The organism is Pauljensenia sp. UMB9872, assembly GCF_030212665.1.
In the GTDB taxonomy this organism is placed as follows: domain Bacteria; phylum Actinomycetota; class Actinomycetes; order Actinomycetales; family Actinomycetaceae; genus Pauljensenia; species Pauljensenia turicensis_B.
The window spans coordinates 26,406-42,490 of the sequence record NZ_JASOER010000015.1 but is presented as its reverse complement, the minus strand read 5'-3'; the positions used below and the strand labels follow the sequence as shown (position 1 = coordinate 42,490).

The window sequence follows — 16,085 nt, the reverse complement described above, 5'->3', positions numbered from 1 at the left end:
ACGGAGCATCAGTGGCAGACCCCGACGTTGCGCGAATTGTCGCATCAACCCGTCACATTTCAATCCCTGCTGACCTTGATCCTCTGATGCTGCTTGGCACATCAGATCAGGTGCTGCGCGCTCTGGAACACGGTTTCCCGCGCGTGAACTTCCACGTCATCGGCCGCGATATTTCTCTCACCGGCTTTTCTGCGGATCTTGGTGTTACCGGCGACTTGATCGAAGAACTGATTTCTTTGGCGAAGAAGGGGCAGCCACTGGATGCGCAGGCAGTCGAGCACGCCATCTCACTGCTCACCCGAACAATCGCAACGCCCGCCGTTTCCGACGAAATTCTTTCCGTCCGCGGTCGTTCTATCCGCCCGAAGTCTGCTGGTCAGAAGGCCTATGTTGATGCGATTGATCGGTCGACGATCGTCTTCGGACTCGGTCCGGCGGGTACGGGTAAGACCTATCTTGCGATGGCAGCCGGCGTGCAACGTCTGCTTTCCGGGCAGGTCAAGCGCATTGTGCTGACCCGTCCTGCGGTGGAAGCGGGGGAGAACCTCGGTTTCCTGCCCGGTTCCCTGACCGACAAGATCGACCCGTACCTGCGTCCGCTCTACGATGCGCTGAAAGACATGCTCGATCCCGAGGTCCTGCCAAAACTCATGGCTGCGGGCACAATCGAAGTCGCCCCTCTGGCGTACATGCGCGGTCGCACGCTGAACGACTCCTTCATCATCTTGGATGAGGCGCAGAATACGACGCCGAACCAGATGAAAATGTTTTTGACGAGGCTCGGATTCAACTCTCAGATTGTTGTCACTGGCGACGCGTCTCAGGTGGATTTACCGGGTGCTGGTCAGTCCGGTCTTGCGGTCATCTCGAAGATCCTGAGTGACATCGACGGAATTGAATTCTGCTACCTGACCAGCGCAGACGTAGTGCGTCATCAGCTGGTCGGAGAAATCATAGACGCCTACGAGCGTTGGGAAGACCGACTGAGTGCTCAACGCTCCACATCTGGGCGAACACGTACGAATGTTTCACGCTCACGCGCAGCTCGGACGAGAAGGCCGTCATCTGATCGATCACGCACTGGTCGCTACCAGGGAGGAACCGATGACTGAAGTCATCAACGAAACTGATTTCGTCATTGACGGGAGCGAATTCGCTGCTCTTGCTGACCACGTGCTCACGCAGATGCACGTCGCCACCGACGTCGAACTGAACATTCTGTTCATCAATCCTGAGCCGATGGAAGACCTGCATTTGCGCTGGCTTGATCTTCCTGGACCGACTGACGTGATGAGCTTCCCGATGGATGAGCTCCGCCCGGGAAGTGTCGACAACCCGACTTTGTCGGGGACGCTTGGTGATATCTGTATTTGCCCGCAGGTCGCCCAGAAACAGGCCCTTGAAGCCGGTCACGCGATGGTTGAAGAAATGCTGATGCTGGCCACCCACGGTATGTTGCATCTGCTCGGCTACGATCACGCCGAAGAAGATGAAAAGAAAGTCATGTTTGACCTGCAACGTAAGCTACTGCTGACTTTCCTGGCAACTCGATGATCCCTTCTACCGCCTCACTTCCTCTTCCTGCTCTGATCATCATTGCGGTTGTCGGGCTTTTCTTAGCTGCGATGCTTCAGTCGATCGAGGTTGCGTTTTCTCGTATGTCGATTGCGCGTGCAACAGATCTGGTTGAGGAAGAACGCCAGAACGCTTCCACACTGTTGACTCTACTGGACCATCGCAGGCGGGCGACGCTTGTTTTGCGTGGTTTTCGCACGTTTTTCCAAGTGATTGTTGCCGTCTCATTAACGCTTGCGTTTTCTTCGATGTCGTTGGCGTGGTGGGCGACAGCTCTCGTTGCTTTACTAGCGATCACCTTCGTCCATTTCGTCTTCATTTCGCTTGTTCCTTCCCGTTGGGGACAGCGCAGTCCAGAGAAGATTGCTCTGTCGGGAGCACCGTTGGTGTCCTCCCTCGTTACTCTGACAAGATTCCTCGACCCTCTTGTTGAGGCCATCCGTGGGCGTCTTCCCGCATCTGACCTGACGGAAGCCGAAGCACGCGCCGAAATGGCAAATGACCTGCGCGAAATGGTCGACCAGGTGGGTGAAACCGAAGGACTTGAAGACGAGGACCGCGAAATGTTGCGATCCGTTCTGGACCTGGGGCATACGCTTGTCCGCGAAGTGATGGTTCCCAGAACTGAAATGGTGACCGCCCCGGCGGATCTTCCCGCTCATAAAGCCTTGCGCCTGTTTGTCCGCTCGGGCTTTTCACGTATTCCTGTTGAAGGTGACGATGTCGATGACATTCGTGGCATCCTCTACTTCAAGGATGTTGTTGCCCGCTTGCAGACCTACGGGGCGGACATGGACCAGGTGGCAGAGCAGATGATGCGCCCGGTCGAGTTCACCGTCGAAATGAAGCCCGCAGACGATCTGCTTCGTCTGATGCAAGCAGACCACTTCCATATGGCGATCGTCATCGATGAATACGGTGGCGTAGCGGGGCTGGTGACCCTTGAGGACCTCATTGAAGAAGTCGTTGGTGACCTCACCGACGAACATGACAAGGGAATTATTGAGCCCGAACAACGTGACGACGGATCGTGGCGTGTACCTGCACGCTATCCAATTACCGAGCTCGGCGAGCTCTTCGACCTTGAACTTGAAGATGACGACGTGGACTCTGTCGGTGGTTTGCTCGCAAAGGCATTGGGGCGCGTCCCTCTTCCCGGGGCGCAGGGTGACGCATTAGGCATCCACATGCTCGCCGAAGAAGCACGAGGACGCCGTCGCCAAGTTGGTACGATTGTGTGTTCGCTACTCGTGGCGAGCGATGAATCGACCGAAGAAACCAGTGAGGACGCATAATGCATTTCCCCAGCGATGACGAGCTGATGGCAGGCCCAAACGCGTTCGAAAGCGATGAAGTGTTCGTCGATGACAGTGACATTGATGCTGGCGAACTTGGCGCATTAGGGGACGAGGTCGCGCACACCACTGAGTTCGATGACGTTGATGACGCAGATAGCCAGGCCTTCGATGACGTCGATCTCGACGACGCAAGTGACATTGACCCCGAAGATATGTTCGCTGTCGTCGAGGGAATGAAAGCTCTGCGCGACGAAACGAACGCAGGCGCCGGCCTGATGATCCCAGACTTTCCTCAGGACTTCCGCGCGGGATTCGTCTCTATCGTGGGTCGCCCGAACGTAGGTAAATCAACGCTGACAAACGCGCTCGTCGGCCAGAAGATTGCGATCACATCGGGTCGTCCTGAAACGACGCGTCACAATATTCGTGGCATCGTCCACGGTGAAAAGAGCCAGCTGGTTTTAGTTGATACCCCCGGATATCATCGTCCGCGAACGCTTTTGGGCAAGCGTCTGAATGACATGGTTCGCGAGGCGCTCGCGGAAGTTGATGTCGTTGTCTTCTGTTTGCCTGCTGACCAGCGTATTGGTCCTGGCGACAAGTTCATTGCCCGCGAATTGAAGGACGTTCGTCGTCCGATTATTGCTGTTGCGACGAAGTGTGATCTGGTCAGTCGAGAGCGCCTGATGAAGCATCTGCTGTCGATTGACAAGATGGGTGATTTCGCGGCGATCATTCCCGTCAGTGCTTTTGACGGAAATGGCGTTGACCAGCTGCTTGATGTGCTGACGAAGACGGTTCCGCTCTCCCCACCGCTCTACCCGGATGGGGATGTGACCGATGAATCGCGTGACACTCTGATTGCAGAGTTCATTCGCGAAGCTGCACTTGAAGGGGTCCGTGATGAGCTTCCGCACTCACTTGCAGTTCAGGTTGAAGAGATCGTTGCCAGGCCTCGTCGGCAGGGTGATACTCGTCCACCGCTGATGAATGTGCACGTCAACGTTTATGTTGAACGCGATTCTCAGAAGGCCATCATCATTGGTAAGAAAGGATCGCGCCTGAAAGAGATTGGCTCAAAGTCGCGTCCTTTGATCGAGGACTTGCTGAAAGCGCGTGTGTATTTGGATCTGCATGTGCGAACGGCGAAAGACTGGCAGTCAGATCCGAAAATGTTGGGACGTCTCGGGTTCTAGATGAAGAGCGATTACTCTTCTAGTTCCACGACGGTTGTTGCTCTAGGAGGTAATGCTCTAGGGCAGACACCCGACGATCAGTTGCATCTGTTGCGTCAGGCTGCGCCAGTCTTGGTGAGTTTGGCTGATGCAGGCCCTCTTGTGATCGCTCACGGGAATGGGCCCCAGGTCGGTCAGATCACGCGCGCGTTTTCCCTGGGCGTTGCAGCTGACCCCGGTGTGCCCGACGTTGATCTTCCAGAGATGGTTGCGATGAGCCAGGGGTACATTGGCGAGCACCTGGTGCGTTCAATCGACGAGGCTGGGGCGACTCGCGGGTATTCCGGCAAAGTAGCCGGTCTTCTGACTCGTGTGGAAGTCGATCCCAATGATCCAGCATTCGCTGACCCGACCAAACCAATCGGTCAATTTCTGACTCGGGAAATGGCGGAACAGCGGATGAAGGAAGAGCCCGGATCCGTGTACCGCGAGGATGCTGGGCGTGGATTTAGGAAGTATGTTGCTTCTCCATTGCCACGTCGGATCGTTGAAATTGAGGCGATTCAAGCTCTGGCAAACGCCGGCTTCATCGTCATCGCTTCAGGCGGTGGCGGTATCCCAGTTATTCGCACCGACTATGAAATGAAAGCCGTGGACGCGGTTATCGACAAGGACCGAAGCGCAGCTCTCATGGCTGATGAGTTGGGAGCCTCTGCTCTGGTCATCCTGACTGCAGTTCCGGCGGTTGCCACGGGGTGGGGAACACCAATGCAACACTGGCTTCACCACATTTCTTTAGATGAAGGGCGTGCTCTGATTGAGTCGGGGGAACTTGCTGAAGGTTCCATGCGCCCCAAAGTTGAAGCAATCGTTGACTTCGTATCGAAGGCCCCGGCTGGTACGGTTCGCCGTGGTGTCATTTGCGCGTTGGCGGATGCTGATAGAGCTCTGAGCGGTGAAGTGGGAACAACCATCACCTCGGTGTGACCAATGGTTAAACGCGCGTTGCTACGAAGCGCGGGACAATAGAACCAAGACATCTCTGACGATTATTGGTCTTGCTACGACGATCTATGCTGGTCTTCTGCACTGTTTCAATGTGGAAACCTTTGCTCGGGAAGAGTCGACCGCGCGTTCAATCTTCGACGATAGCGCTGAAGAATCGCGAAAGCACGTGTTCTACGCCTCCAACCAGGGTGTCTACACTCTTTTCTTCGCTCTTGATGGCCTGATTGGTGCCATTCTTGCGTGTGTATCGCATGGTGAGGGCACGCTGTTTGTCGTGGACAATACACTCGCCATCTTTGCTACCGCTTCCATGCTGCGCTCGCACTCGTTCTCTTTATCACATCCAAGGAGCACCACAGCGCGGCCATCAAACAGGGTGTGTTCCCCTTGATTGCGGTGGCCGGCCTCGTGATTGGGCTGGCAATCTGAAAGGCGAAAACGTCCATATAACGAAGTGGACGCGTACGCTTACCCCGTCTGTCATACGCTACGAGGCATGAGCCGAAAATGGATGCTCCTGCTTCTTTGCCGTGACGAGGCCTGAAAGGGTCGAAACCTCGCCACGGCTCAACGTGTTTCGACCCGACGCCCACCGATAACCGGGCGAATCAGGATAGCGAAGAAAGAAACACAATGAAGACGACTGGAAACGTCCCCACTCCTTCTGGCTCGCACATGCCGATTGCAAAGTACAAGCCGTTCCTCGACACGAACCCCGTTGTTCTGGACGACCGCACGTGGCCCTCGAATCGGATTACTCACGCACCTCGCTGGATGTCGACGGACCTGCGTGACGGTAACCAGGCACTGATTGAGCCGATGGACCCGAGTCGTAAACGCAAGATGTTCGACCTGTTAGTCAGTCGCGGATACAAGGAGATAGAAATCGGTTTCCCCGCAGCATCGCAGACTGACTTTGATTTCGTGCGATCCCTGATTGACGCAGATGCCGTGCCGGACGATGTGACGATCTCGGTTCTGACCCAGTCTCGCCCTGAAATCATTGAGCGCACCCTTGAAGCCCTCGTCGGTTTCCCGCGCGCGACCGTCCACCTGTACAACGCGACGTCGCCGCTGTTCCGCGAGCTCGTCTTCGGCAATGACAAGGCGCAAACGATCGACTTGGCTGTCTTTGGTGCACGCGAAGTGGTGGCGCAGGCAGAAAAGCGTCTGGGCGACGAAACGATCTTCGGCTTTGAGTATTCACCCGAAATCTTCGTGGATACCGAACTCGACTTTGCTCTCGAAATCTGCGAATCCGTCATGGATATTTGGCAGCCCGAAGACGACCGCGAAATCATTGTGAACCTGCCGGCAACCGTTGAACGTGCAACGCCGAACGTTTATGCCGACCAGATCGAATACATGTCACGCAACCTCAGCCGTCGCAAAAACATTGCGATCAGCGTACACCCGCACAACGACCGTGGAACCGGCGTTGCTGCGGCTGAACTGGCATTGCTCGCCGGTGCAGACCGCGTGGAAGGCTGCTTGCTCGGCCAGGGTGAACGCACCGGTAACGTTGACCTGCTGACCCTGGGGCTCAACCTGTTCAGCCAAGGCATTGACCCGGGTGTTGACCTAACGAATATCGATGAGATCCGTCAGACCGTCGAATACTGCACGTCGATGGAAACGTCACCGCGTGCACCTTACGTGGGGGACCTCGTCTACACTTCTTTCTCCGGATCGCACCAGGATGCGATTAAGAAGGGCTTCTTCGCCCGCAAGAAGAAAGTTGACGAAGCTGGCGGTGATGAAAATGCAGTGGTGTGGGAGTTGCCCTACTTGCCGATCGACCCGCACGACGTGGGTCGTTCCTACGAGGCCGTTGTCCGCGTGAACTCGCAGTCCGGCAAGGGTGGCGTCGCCTACCTCATGTCGACCACCCACAATCTGGAACTGCCACGTCGTCTGCAGATCGAGTTCTCTCGCATCGTTCAGCGACACACGGACTCCTACGGTGGCGAGATCGACGGCGATACCCTCTGGCAAATCTTCGCCGATGAATACCTGCCGAACTCGGCAGCGAAGGACCTTACCGCCTGGGGTCGCTTCGAACTCGGAACTTCTCACGTGACGACTAACACCGACGAGCAGGTTGATCTGAAGGTGACACTGAAGGATCAAGGTGAGCCCGTCGAGGTCAGGGCACACGCCGGCGGTCCGATCGAAGCATTCGTCAAGGCGCTCGGCCAGTTCGACGTGGATGTCCGCGTCCTCGACTACTCCGAACATGCGATGGGCCAGGGTGGTGACGCGAAGGCAGCGTCCTACGTTGAAGCCACCGTCAACGGTCAGATCCTCTGGGGTGTCGGTATCGATTCGTCGATTACACGCGCAACCTATAAAGCAGTTATTTCTGCGGTGAACAGGGCTTTGCGCTGACATACAGTGTAGAAACGGGGCGGGTACGACCACTTCGTTCCCGCCCCGGCCGTTTTCCAGTCGCCGTTTTCTCACTCCTATTTCAGCCAGGGACTCGACAGTCGCCTCGTTCCCGTGTTGCATAACGCGCCATCAATGCGCCGAAGTGGGACAATTTCACCGTGATGAGAACGTATCGAGACGAAGCAATCGTGCTTCGCACCCACAAACTGGGGGAGGCCGACAGGATCATCACACTGCTCACCGCGAATAACGGTCTGGTTCGCGCAGTCGGTAAAGGCGTACGCAGAACAACGTCGAAGATGGGCGCGCGCCTTGAACCATTCGGCGTGATCGACGTGCAACTCCATCGTGGGAGAAACCTCGACATCATCACCCAAGCTGAAGTCATTACCCAGCACGGTGACGCGTTATCGAAAGATTTTGAACTATATGCCCGCGCATGCGTCATGATCGAGATCGCAGAGAAACTGACTGCTGATTCTGATGATGGAGCGCGCTCCCAACATCTTCTGCTGATCGGTGCTCTCTACGCTCTTGCACACGTGCGTCACGACCCCAATCTGGTGCTCGCATCGTATATTCTCCGCGCGCTTGCGATAGCCGGCTGGGCACCTTCGTTCTTCGATTGTGCCGTGTGCGGAGCCCAGGGGCCACACGCTGCTTTTTCCATTCACGAAGGTGGTGCCGTCTGCGAAAACTGCCGGCCCATCGGAGCGTCAGCTCCCTCTTTCGAAGCAATGGAATTGATGGGGGACCTGCTGTCCGGAGAGTGGAACCGAGCCGATAACTCGCCGGATTTCGCTCGCATTGAGGCATACGGGCTTGTCAACGCCTATGCTCAATGGCACGTTGAACATCGCATTCGTTCATTGCGGGTCCTTGAAAGGAACAGTTGATGGCACCTGAAGCGAATCTGACACCGATGGATCGAGCCGGTGGTGATCCCAGCGCGCCTCTGACCGGGCCGGGTCAGTGGCATCAGCCTGTTCCCGAATTTGCTACGGGGGAAGTGCCCGCGCACGTTGCGCTGATCATGGATGGTAACGGCCGTTGGGCGAATTCACGAGGCCTAGCGCGCACCGAAGGACACCGTGCCGGTGAATATGCGCTGATGGATACAATCGCGGGTGCCATCGATGCGGGAGTCCGCTACCTGTCGGTATACACGTTCTCCACGGAAAACTGGAAGCGGAGCCCAGCAGAGGTCCGTTTCATCATGAATTACGCGACCGACGTTCTTGCTCGCCGTACCGATCAACTGAAGGACTGGGGAGTCCACGTGCGCTGGAGCGGGCGTGAACCCCGCCTATGGAAATCCGTCGTGAAGGCCCTGTCGAAGGCAGACGAGGCCACGAAAGATAACTCCACACTGGACCTCATCATGTGCGTGAACTATGGCGGTCGTGCAGAGATCGCTGATGCTGCGCGAGATATCGCTAGGCAGGTCGCAATGGGGAAGCTCCGCCCAGAGGGCGTGACAGAAAAGTCATTTACCTATCACCTGTATCTGCCCGATGTTCCTGACGTTGACCTGATGATTCGCACGTCGGGGGAGAAGCGCATCTCCAACTACCTGCTCTGGCAGATGGCGTACTCGGAAATGATGTTCATTGATACGCCGTGGCCTGCGTTCGATCGTGAAGTGCTGTGGGACTGTCTGCTCGAATACGCAGGGCGTGACCGCCGATTTGGGGGAGCGATCGATCAGGTGGGGTCGGCCTCGTAAAACGAGTCAGTCGACGCGGACGGTAGCAGGCTCGCTGGAGGTGCGCTTGCGCCATGCAATTACTCCAATGGCAACAGCAGCGACGGCAAACACTCCTACGCGACCCCACCAGGAGCCAGCAACTGCGCCAAGCAATGCCATCCAAATAGCCAGCATCCCCATGCCGTACAGGATTGCCCATGCGATGCAACCAGGAATCATCGCTAGTGTGTACGTGCGCCACTTCATGGAGACTAAGCCGGCACCGGCGTTTACCGCAGTTTGGATACCAACGGTCAGGAAACACAGGGGAATGATGATTAACCCCCACTTGTCCAACAGCTTCGCACCGCGCTTCGGCGTAGGGCCGTTAAACCAGCGGGCAATCGAACCCCACACACCATCTTTGCCGACGCCAGCCAACGCGCCACGCGCGGCAAGCCGACCCAACCAATAGGTTCCCTGGGCTCGGCAAAAAACGATCACGAAGAGGGCAATAAAAAGCGTCGAGCCATGATCGGCCCATGAGGGGATCACTGAGCATCCTGAGACGACTGAGTGCCCGCAGGGCCCTTATCATCTGCCGCGCTAGCCGAACATGTCTGGCATAGGCCAAACAATTCAACCGAATGCTCGACAGCCGTAAAGCCGTGCGCGGATGCAATATCGTGAATCCACTTCTCGGTCATATCCAGTTCGATCTCTTCAGTGTGCCCGCAGTTGCGACAGACCAAATGGTGGTGGTGCGTGGATGAATGGCATACGCGGAACAGGGACTCTCCGTCGGCGCTACGCAACACGTCCACATCGTGGCCGTCAGCAAGCGCTTGTAGGTTCCTGTAGACGGTCGCAAGACCGACCTTGTGTCCCTGCTTGTGCAGGTCTTCGAAAATCTGTTGGGCGCTACGGAAATCAGGTACCCGAGTGAGCTCGGCGAAAACCGCCTGACGTTGCTTGGTCATGCGTTGCATTTTCGGTCCTCCAGTTTTGCATCGGGTCAATCGGGTGGATGGGTGGTTCACGTGCTCAGCCTGAGCATATCGGTTTGGTTCGTTTCTGTCCGACCGTGATAGTGACACTGCGTCTGATCAAAGCCGGGTACGGGAGCGATTCTGTTGTGTTGAGTGGTTGTTGTGATGTTCGGGGTGAGCGACGCGGGCGCGCACATTCGCCATCTTTGAGGCACGCTGGTGCCTGTCGACCAGCCCCTTGATGATGAATCCGATCGCGTACAGGGCAATTGCGAATACGACGATGGATGCGCCCGGGGATAGATCGACGAAGTATGTGAAAGACAGTCCCGTGATGCAGATGATCGCGCCGAAAACCATGGCCCATGCCATCGTTGATCGAAATGACTTAGCCATCAACTGTGAGATGGCAACGGGAATGATCATGAGTGCGGACACCAGTAGCGACCCCACAACGCGCATCGCAACAGCCACGGTCAGGGCAGACAGGATGGCAATAATCATCGACAGTGTCTTCGTGGGTAGCCCGGTTGAACGCGCGAAATCTTCATCGTTCGTCACTGAGAAAAGAGCTGGTGCAATACCGACTCCCACTGCCAAGATGAGGATTCCGAGGACTGAAATCAGCGTGATATCGGTCCATGTCACGGTTGCAATCGAGCCGAAGAGGTAGGAGTTCAGCTGGGCTGAAGTGCCACCGGCAAGACCGATAAGAAGGACACCGCCGGCAATGCCACCGTAGAACAGCATCGCGAGCGCCACGTCAGCAGACGTACGCCCAGACTGGCGAACCAATTCGATCGCGATAGCTCCCACAAGCGAAATAATCATCGCCCCTGGGATCGCCCACGAATCTTGCGGGTTCGCGTTCGCCATTGTGCCGGCAAGCCAGCCGAGCGCTACGCCGGTCAGCGAAATATGCCCGATTCCGTCACCGAGCATTGCCAGTCGGCGATGCACCAAGTAGGTGCCGACAACCGGTGCTGACAAGCCGACGATGAGAGCGGCAAGAAGTGAGCGTTGCATGAGGGACGAGGTCAGCAGTGAAGTGAGTCCGTCGATAATTGTCGCGATCATCACGCCTGCCAAATATCGTCGACGAGGCCTGGTCCGGCTTGCGGATGTGGATGCCCGTGATGATGGTTGCCGCCATCGGAATGCTGTTCGTGGTCGTCACTGATGTGAGGCGCGCCGTCGTAGGTGACGTGTCCGCTACCGATGTGGAGTTCCCTATCGAGAAGTGGGGCGAGTTCGCCGAGCTCGTGGAGTACGACAAGAATCGTTGTTCCCTCAGCTTTTGCTTCGCTAACGATTCGTGCGAGGCGCTCTCGAGATGTCCGGTCGATGCCAGCCATGGGTTCGTCCATGATAAGCAAATCGGGATTTCGGACGAGTGCTCGAGCGATGAGGACTCGCTGTTGCTGTCCACCCGAAAGAATCGACATCGAGTCTTTGGCACGGTGTGCCAACCCGACTCTCTTCAGCGCAGCCATTGCCTTCTTTGTATTTCCGGGAAGGCTCCACCACTTCTTTGAGCCAAGAAGACCTGACTTTACAACTTCCAGAGCACTGGATGTGACTGCGCCACCAACGCTGATGCGCTGAGGGACATAGCCGATTCGATCCCAGTTGACCGCGCGACGGTGAGTGTTATCAACACCGAAGAGGTGAATCGATCCGCGGGTAATCGGAGCGGTACCAAGAATGGCGTGGAGAGTCGTGGACTTTCCTGATCCATTCGCCCCCGTCAGGGCAACAGCTTGCCCGGGGTGAACATCGAATTCGATCCCGTGGAGAACGAGGTGAGAATCCCACGCAACGTGGACATTATCCAGTGAAATGACGGGAGCGGATATCCCCACCTCAGGAATATCCGCTCCCGAGTTTTTAGTGTTGCTCACTTGCAGGACAAAGCCGTCTGAAGAGCGGTGATGTTGTCACGCATGACCGCTGCGTAGTCCTTGGATGAATCAACCTGGCTTTCGATCGGATCGAGAACCGCGGTCTGGATTCCAAGATCGTTAGCAAGAGTCTGCTCAACCTTCGGGTCGATGAGAGCTTCAGTGAAGATCGTCGTGATACCTTCGGACTTCACGAGCTTGGAGATTTCTTCCAGGCGGGCCGGCGAGGGCGAGGACTCAGGATCCAGACCCGAGATGCCCACCTGTGTCAGGCCGGTGCGGTCTGCAAGGTAGCCGAATGCGGTGTGAGCAGTGACGAAGGTCTGGTGTTTGCAGGTTGCTGTTGCGTCAACGAGTTCAGTCGACAGATCTTTCATGTTCTTGGTGACCGTCGCAGCATTGGATGTGTAGGTCTGAGCATTTTCCGGATCAGCCTTGGCGAGAGCCTGACCGATAGCCGTTGCTGCCTGGCCCATGCGTTCCGGATCCAGCCAGAAGTGAGGGTCAGTCGTCATGTCGTGGTGGTGATGGTGATGGTGCTCAGCTTCTTCAGCGGTTTCGCTCGAGGCCATGTGATCGGCGTCGTCATGATCTGCTTCATGATCGTGCGAATCAGACTCGGTAGCGTCGCCTTCTTCTTCCTCTTCGGCCGGGTGATTGCCGTCTTCTGCAACGTTAACAAGCTGAACAGCCTTCGCGACGTCGATGACCGTTTCCGGAGCGTTGTGCTCAACAGCTTCGTCCACTGCCGACTGGAAGCCCCCCAGATAAACGACAGCATCGGCCTTGCCAAGCTGGTCGACGGTGGCGGGAGAAAGCTCAAGATCGTGCGGTTCGGCGCCGTCGGGGGTCAACGAGGTGACCTTAACAAGGTCGCCACCGATTTCTTCGGTCAGATACTTCAGCGGGTAGAAGGACGCCATCACATTCAGAGATGATGACGAACCGGATGCGGAGGTATCTGACGCCGACTGGGTGGTCGTCGTGCCCGAGCATGCGGCCAAAGCGAAAGAGGCAGCGAGCGCGCTAGCGATAACAACAGAACGAGACAACTTCATGTTTCAAGTTTCACCCTTAATGGTAATCATTGCCAATAGTGGGAAGGGGGTGTGCGTCACACTGAGCCTGTCAACGAAGCCGTCGCTAAGTTCGATAGACTCCCACTATCGCAGGCTGCGCCAGCCAGGTGTGGCCACCAAAACAAGGAGCACAAAGTGGCAGCGCCTTCTCGTCTTGATTCCGTTATCTCTCTAGCCAAGCGTCGCGGATTCGTCTTCCCATGTGGCGATATTTACGGTGGCACTCGCTCAGCGTGGGACTACGGCCCGCTCGGCGTTGAACTGAAGGAAAACATCAAGAAGCAGTGGTGGCAGTACATGGTTCGCTCCCGCGAAGACGTCGTGGGTCTGGACTCCTCCGTCATCCTTCCTCGTCAGACTTGGGTTGCTTCCGGTCACGTCAAGGCATTCACCGATCCGCTCGTTGAATGCACCTCCTGTCACAAGCGCCTCCGTGCAGACAATCTGCAGGAAGCTCACGCTGCTAAGCACGGCCTCGACAACCCGGATGACGTCGCTCTCGGAGACGTGGCATGCCCCAACTGCGGCACCCGCGGTCAGTTCACCGAGCCTCGCGCATTTTCTGGCCTGCTCAAGACTTACCTCGGCCCGGTCGACGACGAGTCCGGTCTGCACTACCTGCGCCCCGAAACCGCTCAGGGTATCTTCATCAACTACGCAAATGTTGCGGCAGCCTCGCGCAAGAAGCCACCGTTTGGCATCGGCCAGATCGGCAAGTCCTTCCGTAACGAAATCACCCCCGGTAACTTCATCTTCCGTACCCGCGAATTTGAGCAGATGGAACTCGAGTTCTTCTGCGCACCGGGCACCGACGAAGAATGGCACCAGTACTGGATCGACTACCGTCGCGACTGGTATACCGACCTTGGCATCAACCCCGACAACCTGCGCTTCTACGAGCACCCAAAGGAAAAGCTCTCGCACTACTCCAAGCGCACCGTCGACATCGAATACCGCTTCGGATTCCAGGGCTCCGAATGGGGTGAACTCGAAGGCATCGCAAACCGTACCGACTACGACTTGGGTGTCCACTCCGAAGCCTCCGGCTCAAAGCTCGACTACTTCGACCAGACCACCGGCGAACGTTGGACTCCCTACGTCATCGAGCCGTCCGCTGGCCTGACCCGCTCCCTCATGGCATTCCTCATCGAGGCCTACCACGAGGACGAAGCCCCCAACACCAAGGGTGGCGTCGACAAGCGCACCGTTCTGCGCCTCGACTCGCGTCTTGCCCCCGTGAAGGCAGCTGTACTGCCGCTATCGCGTAAGCCCGAGCTGACCGGCCCGGCACGCGAACTTGCAGCAGACCTCCGCTCCATCTGGAATATCGAATACGACGATGCGGGCGCCGTTGGCCGTCGCTACCGTCGCCAGGACGAAATCGGCACCCCGTACTGCATCACCTACGACTTCGACTCGGTTGAAGACAAGGCAGTGACCGTCCGCGACCGCGACACCATGACGCAGGAGCGCATCCCGCTCGACCAGGTGAAGCCTTGGCTCGCGTCCAAGCTCCTCGACTGCTGACGAGCCGCCGGCGCGCTGACACGCAGATGTCATGCTCTCGCGAGTAACTCCCGCGAGAGCATGACGTTTCCGGCTCGAAATCCTGACTTCCTGCGCTCGTGCCGCGTCAGGCCGGCCTCCCATCGGTGAAGAGTTCGTCTAAGGACCCTCGAAGCGGCCTTAAGACAGGGCCTTCTCCCAGACCGGATTCACGGCGATCCCTTCGATATTGAGACCGCCCCGCCGATACGGCGCAAGGCTCTCCACGTCGAACAGATGCTCGAAGCGTTCCGTGTCGAAGACGTATCGGGAGAAGTCGAGAACCGAATCGTCGTTCATTCCGTTGTCGAGCCGGTAGATCGCCCGTGTTGTCGCATCGTATCGGGGAACGCTCCCTCCTTCCGGGGAGCGCTCGAAGGTGTAGAGATGAGTCCCGATCCCCGTATCGATATCGACTGAGAACACCTTGCCCGTCATCGTGACGAAACGGAAGGTCGAACCGTCCAGAGTGCCCGTCGGGATCGTCAGGTCGTCCCGCGTCAGATCCAGGAATGCTCCGTCATTGTCGGTGAGGTCGAGCGAGAGCCGCTCGTGAGTCCGAAGATTCCACGACTCGAGAACCGCGTGCCCGGCGGAGGGATCGCGTCCATCCCCGCGCTGGGCATCAGGATGATCGAGGAGGAAACTGAGAAGGGAGATGGTCTCGCCGTAGCAGAGGAACTCCCGATTGCCCCGGGAGAATCGTTCGTCGTGGGGGAGGGCTTCGAGGACCGTCGGATTCTGCGGATCGTCTGAGGGGAAAAGCTGAACGAGAACGTCGAATTCCTCGTTCTGTGAAGAATCCCCCGTATTCTCCCGGTGAACGGCCTTCGCCTGTTCGAGAAGATTGGGCGCAAACTTCGTCTCCGTCACTGCGTAGAGCGTGTCGGAGCAAGCGCCCATATTCATGTAGGCGCCTCTTACATCGAGGCTCTCCGTGCCCTCGGGATGCCCGATGAGGACAGGCTGCTGGTAGCCCCCGGGATCCGCTCCGCCGTTGTAGACGCTCATGAAGCCTCGTCCGCCGTCGTGCGGGTACCTAGCCAACTCTCCATCCGGTTCGATATCGCGGGTGATCTCCCGAGTTCCTTCATCCGTGGTGAGGAGCTCAGAGGCGGCGCCTCCGTAGAACAAACCGGACTCGGTCCACAGGGGCTGGGCGCCGAACATCTGCCCCGATTGGAAGGCGCGCGTTCGACCCGAAGGATCGGCGAGGACCATGTATCCGGTCTTCGAGGGCGTACCTTCATAGCGAATGGCGGACTTGCTGAGCTGTATCGCCAGGGCTTCCCCCTGAGTCGTGAACTCCGCTGCTGGAAGAGATCGGGGGCTTCCTGCGATGCAGGCGCTCAGGGAAAGAGCGCTCAATACGGCGTACGTGGCGAGTGTCCAGTGCTTCATCGTCTCTCCGGGTCTCATCATTCCTCCGCTCCGGAG

Annotated in this window: 16 protein-coding genes; 10 read left to right on the top strand and 6 right to left on the bottom strand. The window is 57.3% G+C overall.

The genetic code is table 11. From position 1 onward, the window contains the following. The first annotated feature begins 86 nt into the window (after nucleotides 1-86). The 9 genes from QP109_RS07090 (at nucleotide 87) to QP109_RS07050 (ending at nucleotide 9,173) form a co-directional block, all read left to right on the top strand. A complete protein-coding gene (locus QP109_RS07090) occupies nucleotides 87-1,112 on the top strand; it encodes a PhoH family protein (protein WP_285024129.1) in 1,026 nt (341 codons plus the stop codon). After that, the gene (ybeY, locus tag QP109_RS07085) at nucleotides 1,105-1,554 is read left to right on the top strand and encodes an rRNA maturation RNase YbeY (protein WP_285024123.1); all 450 of its coding nucleotides are present in this window, start codon (nucleotides 1,105-1,107) and stop codon (nucleotides 1,552-1,554) included. Before QP109_RS07090 ends, ybeY begins: the two co-directional genes overlap by 8 nt. Further along, nucleotides 1,551-2,870 carry a hemolysin family protein gene (locus QP109_RS07080; protein WP_285024122.1) on the top strand — a complete coding sequence of 440 codons (1,320 nt, stop codon included), beginning with the start codon at nucleotides 1,551-1,553 and terminating at the stop codon, nucleotides 2,868-2,870. The genes ybeY and QP109_RS07080 overlap by 4 nt, the downstream gene beginning before the upstream one ends. Beyond that, nucleotides 2,870-4,069 carry a GTPase Era gene (gene era, locus QP109_RS07075; protein ID WP_285024121.1) on the top strand — a complete coding sequence of 400 codons (1,200 nt, stop codon included), beginning with the start codon at nucleotides 2,870-2,872 and terminating at the stop codon, nucleotides 4,067-4,069. Before QP109_RS07080 ends, era begins: the two co-directional genes overlap by 1 nt. After that, nucleotides 4,070-5,035: an amino acid kinase family protein gene (locus tag QP109_RS07070; RefSeq protein WP_285024120.1), complete on the top strand. Its 966-nt coding sequence runs from the start codon at nucleotides 4,070-4,072 to the stop codon at nucleotides 5,033-5,035. A gap of 112 nt (nucleotides 5,036-5,147) precedes the next feature. Further along, nucleotides 5,148-5,447 (top strand): DUF1304 family protein, encoded by a 300-nt coding sequence (locus QP109_RS07065; RefSeq protein WP_285024119.1) that lies wholly within the window; start codon nucleotides 5,148-5,150, stop codon nucleotides 5,445-5,447. 242 nt (nucleotides 5,448-5,689) lie between these two features. Beyond that, nucleotides 5,690-7,444 (top strand): 2-isopropylmalate synthase, encoded by a 1,755-nt coding sequence (gene leuA, locus QP109_RS07060; protein WP_285024118.1) that lies wholly within the window; start codon nucleotides 5,690-5,692, stop codon nucleotides 7,442-7,444. Between the two features lie 164 nt (nucleotides 7,445-7,608). Continuing rightward, nucleotides 7,609-8,343 carry a DNA repair protein RecO gene (gene recO / locus QP109_RS07055; RefSeq protein ID WP_270771650.1) on the top strand — a complete coding sequence of 245 codons (735 nt, stop codon included), beginning with the start codon at nucleotides 7,609-7,611 and terminating at the stop codon, nucleotides 8,341-8,343. Then, nucleotides 8,343-9,173 carry an isoprenyl transferase gene (locus QP109_RS07050; RefSeq protein WP_195224977.1) on the top strand — a complete coding sequence of 277 codons (831 nt, stop codon included), beginning with the start codon at nucleotides 8,343-8,345 and terminating at the stop codon, nucleotides 9,171-9,173. Before recO ends, QP109_RS07050 begins: the two co-directional genes overlap by 1 nt. A gap of 6 nt (nucleotides 9,174-9,179) precedes the next feature. Here the strand turns inward: QP109_RS07050 and QP109_RS07045 are convergent, their stop codons facing one another. The 5 genes from QP109_RS07045 to QP109_RS07025 form a co-directional block, all read right to left on the bottom strand. Continuing rightward, entirely contained in the window at nucleotides 9,180-9,689 is a 510-nt protein-coding gene (locus QP109_RS07045) for a VTT domain-containing protein (RefSeq protein ID WP_285024117.1), read from the bottom strand. Next, the gene (locus tag QP109_RS07040) at nucleotides 9,686-10,123 is read right to left on the bottom strand and encodes a Fur family transcriptional regulator (RefSeq protein ID WP_285024116.1); all 438 of its coding nucleotides are present in this window, start codon (nucleotides 10,121-10,123) and stop codon (nucleotides 9,686-9,688) included. Before QP109_RS07040 ends, QP109_RS07045 begins: the two co-directional genes overlap by 4 nt. Nucleotides 10,124-10,240: 117 nt before the next feature. Beyond that, nucleotides 10,241-11,200 carry a metal ABC transporter permease gene (locus QP109_RS07035; protein WP_502929286.1) on the bottom strand — a complete coding sequence of 320 codons (960 nt, stop codon included), beginning with the start codon at nucleotides 11,198-11,200 and terminating at the stop codon, nucleotides 10,241-10,243. Further along, a complete protein-coding gene (locus tag QP109_RS07030) occupies nucleotides 11,200-12,024 on the bottom strand; it encodes a metal ABC transporter ATP-binding protein (protein ID WP_285024115.1) in 825 nt (274 codons plus the stop codon). The genes QP109_RS07035 and QP109_RS07030 overlap by 1 nt, the downstream gene beginning before the upstream one ends. Further along, complete coding sequence (locus QP109_RS07025; protein WP_285024114.1) at nucleotides 12,021-13,082, bottom strand: metal ABC transporter substrate-binding protein; 1,062 nt, start codon at nucleotides 13,080-13,082, stop codon at nucleotides 12,021-12,023. Before QP109_RS07025 ends, QP109_RS07030 begins: the two co-directional genes overlap by 4 nt. A gap of 156 nt (nucleotides 13,083-13,238) precedes the next feature. On the opposite strand from QP109_RS07025, the gene QP109_RS07020 reads away from it, so the two are divergent. Next, nucleotides 13,239-14,630 carry a glycine--tRNA ligase gene (locus QP109_RS07020; protein ID WP_285024113.1) on the top strand — a complete coding sequence of 464 codons (1,392 nt, stop codon included), beginning with the start codon at nucleotides 13,239-13,241 and terminating at the stop codon, nucleotides 14,628-14,630. Between the two features lie 159 nt (nucleotides 14,631-14,789). Here QP109_RS07020 and QP109_RS07015 read toward each other — a convergent pair whose 3' ends face one another. Further along, a complete protein-coding gene (locus QP109_RS07015; protein WP_285024112.1) occupies nucleotides 14,790-16,070 on the bottom strand; it encodes a hypothetical protein in 1,281 nt (426 codons plus the stop codon). Between the last annotated feature and the right edge of the window lie 15 nt (nucleotides 16,071-16,085).

Coding starts and splice junctions, on each gene's coding strand:
- QP109_RS07090 (WP_285024129.1), top strand. CDS start 87: ATGCTGCTTGGCACATCAGATCAGGTGCTGCGCGCTCTGGAACACGGT.
- ybeY (WP_285024123.1), top strand. CDS start 1,105: ATGACTGAAGTCATCAACGAAACTGATTTCGTCATTGACGGGAGCGAA.
- QP109_RS07080 (WP_285024122.1), top strand. CDS start 1,551: ATGATCCCTTCTACCGCCTCACTTCCTCTTCCTGCTCTGATCATCATT.
- era (WP_285024121.1), top strand. CDS start 2,870: ATGCATTTCCCCAGCGATGACGAGCTGATGGCAGGCCCAAACGCGTTC.
- QP109_RS07070 (WP_285024120.1), top strand. CDS start 4,070: ATGAAGAGCGATTACTCTTCTAGTTCCACGACGGTTGTTGCTCTAGGA.
- leuA (WP_285024118.1), top strand. CDS start 5,690: ATGAAGACGACTGGAAACGTCCCCACTCCTTCTGGCTCGCACATGCCG.
- recO (WP_270771650.1), top strand. CDS start 7,609: ATGAGAACGTATCGAGACGAAGCAATCGTGCTTCGCACCCACAAACTG.
- QP109_RS07050 (WP_195224977.1), top strand. CDS start 8,343: ATGGCACCTGAAGCGAATCTGACACCGATGGATCGAGCCGGTGGTGAT.
- QP109_RS07040 (WP_285024116.1), bottom strand. CDS start 10,123: ATGCAACGCATGACCAAGCAACGTCAGGCGGTTTTCGCCGAGCTCACT.
- QP109_RS07035 (WP_502929286.1), bottom strand. CDS start 11,200: ATGATCGCGACAATTATCGACGGACTCACTTCACTGCTGACCTCGTCC.
- QP109_RS07025 (WP_285024114.1), bottom strand. CDS start 13,082: ATGAAGTTGTCTCGTTCTGTTGTTATCGCTAGCGCGCTCGCTGCCTCT.
- QP109_RS07015 (WP_285024112.1), bottom strand. CDS start 16,070: ATGATGAGACCCGGAGAGACGATGAAGCACTGGACACTCGCCACGTAC.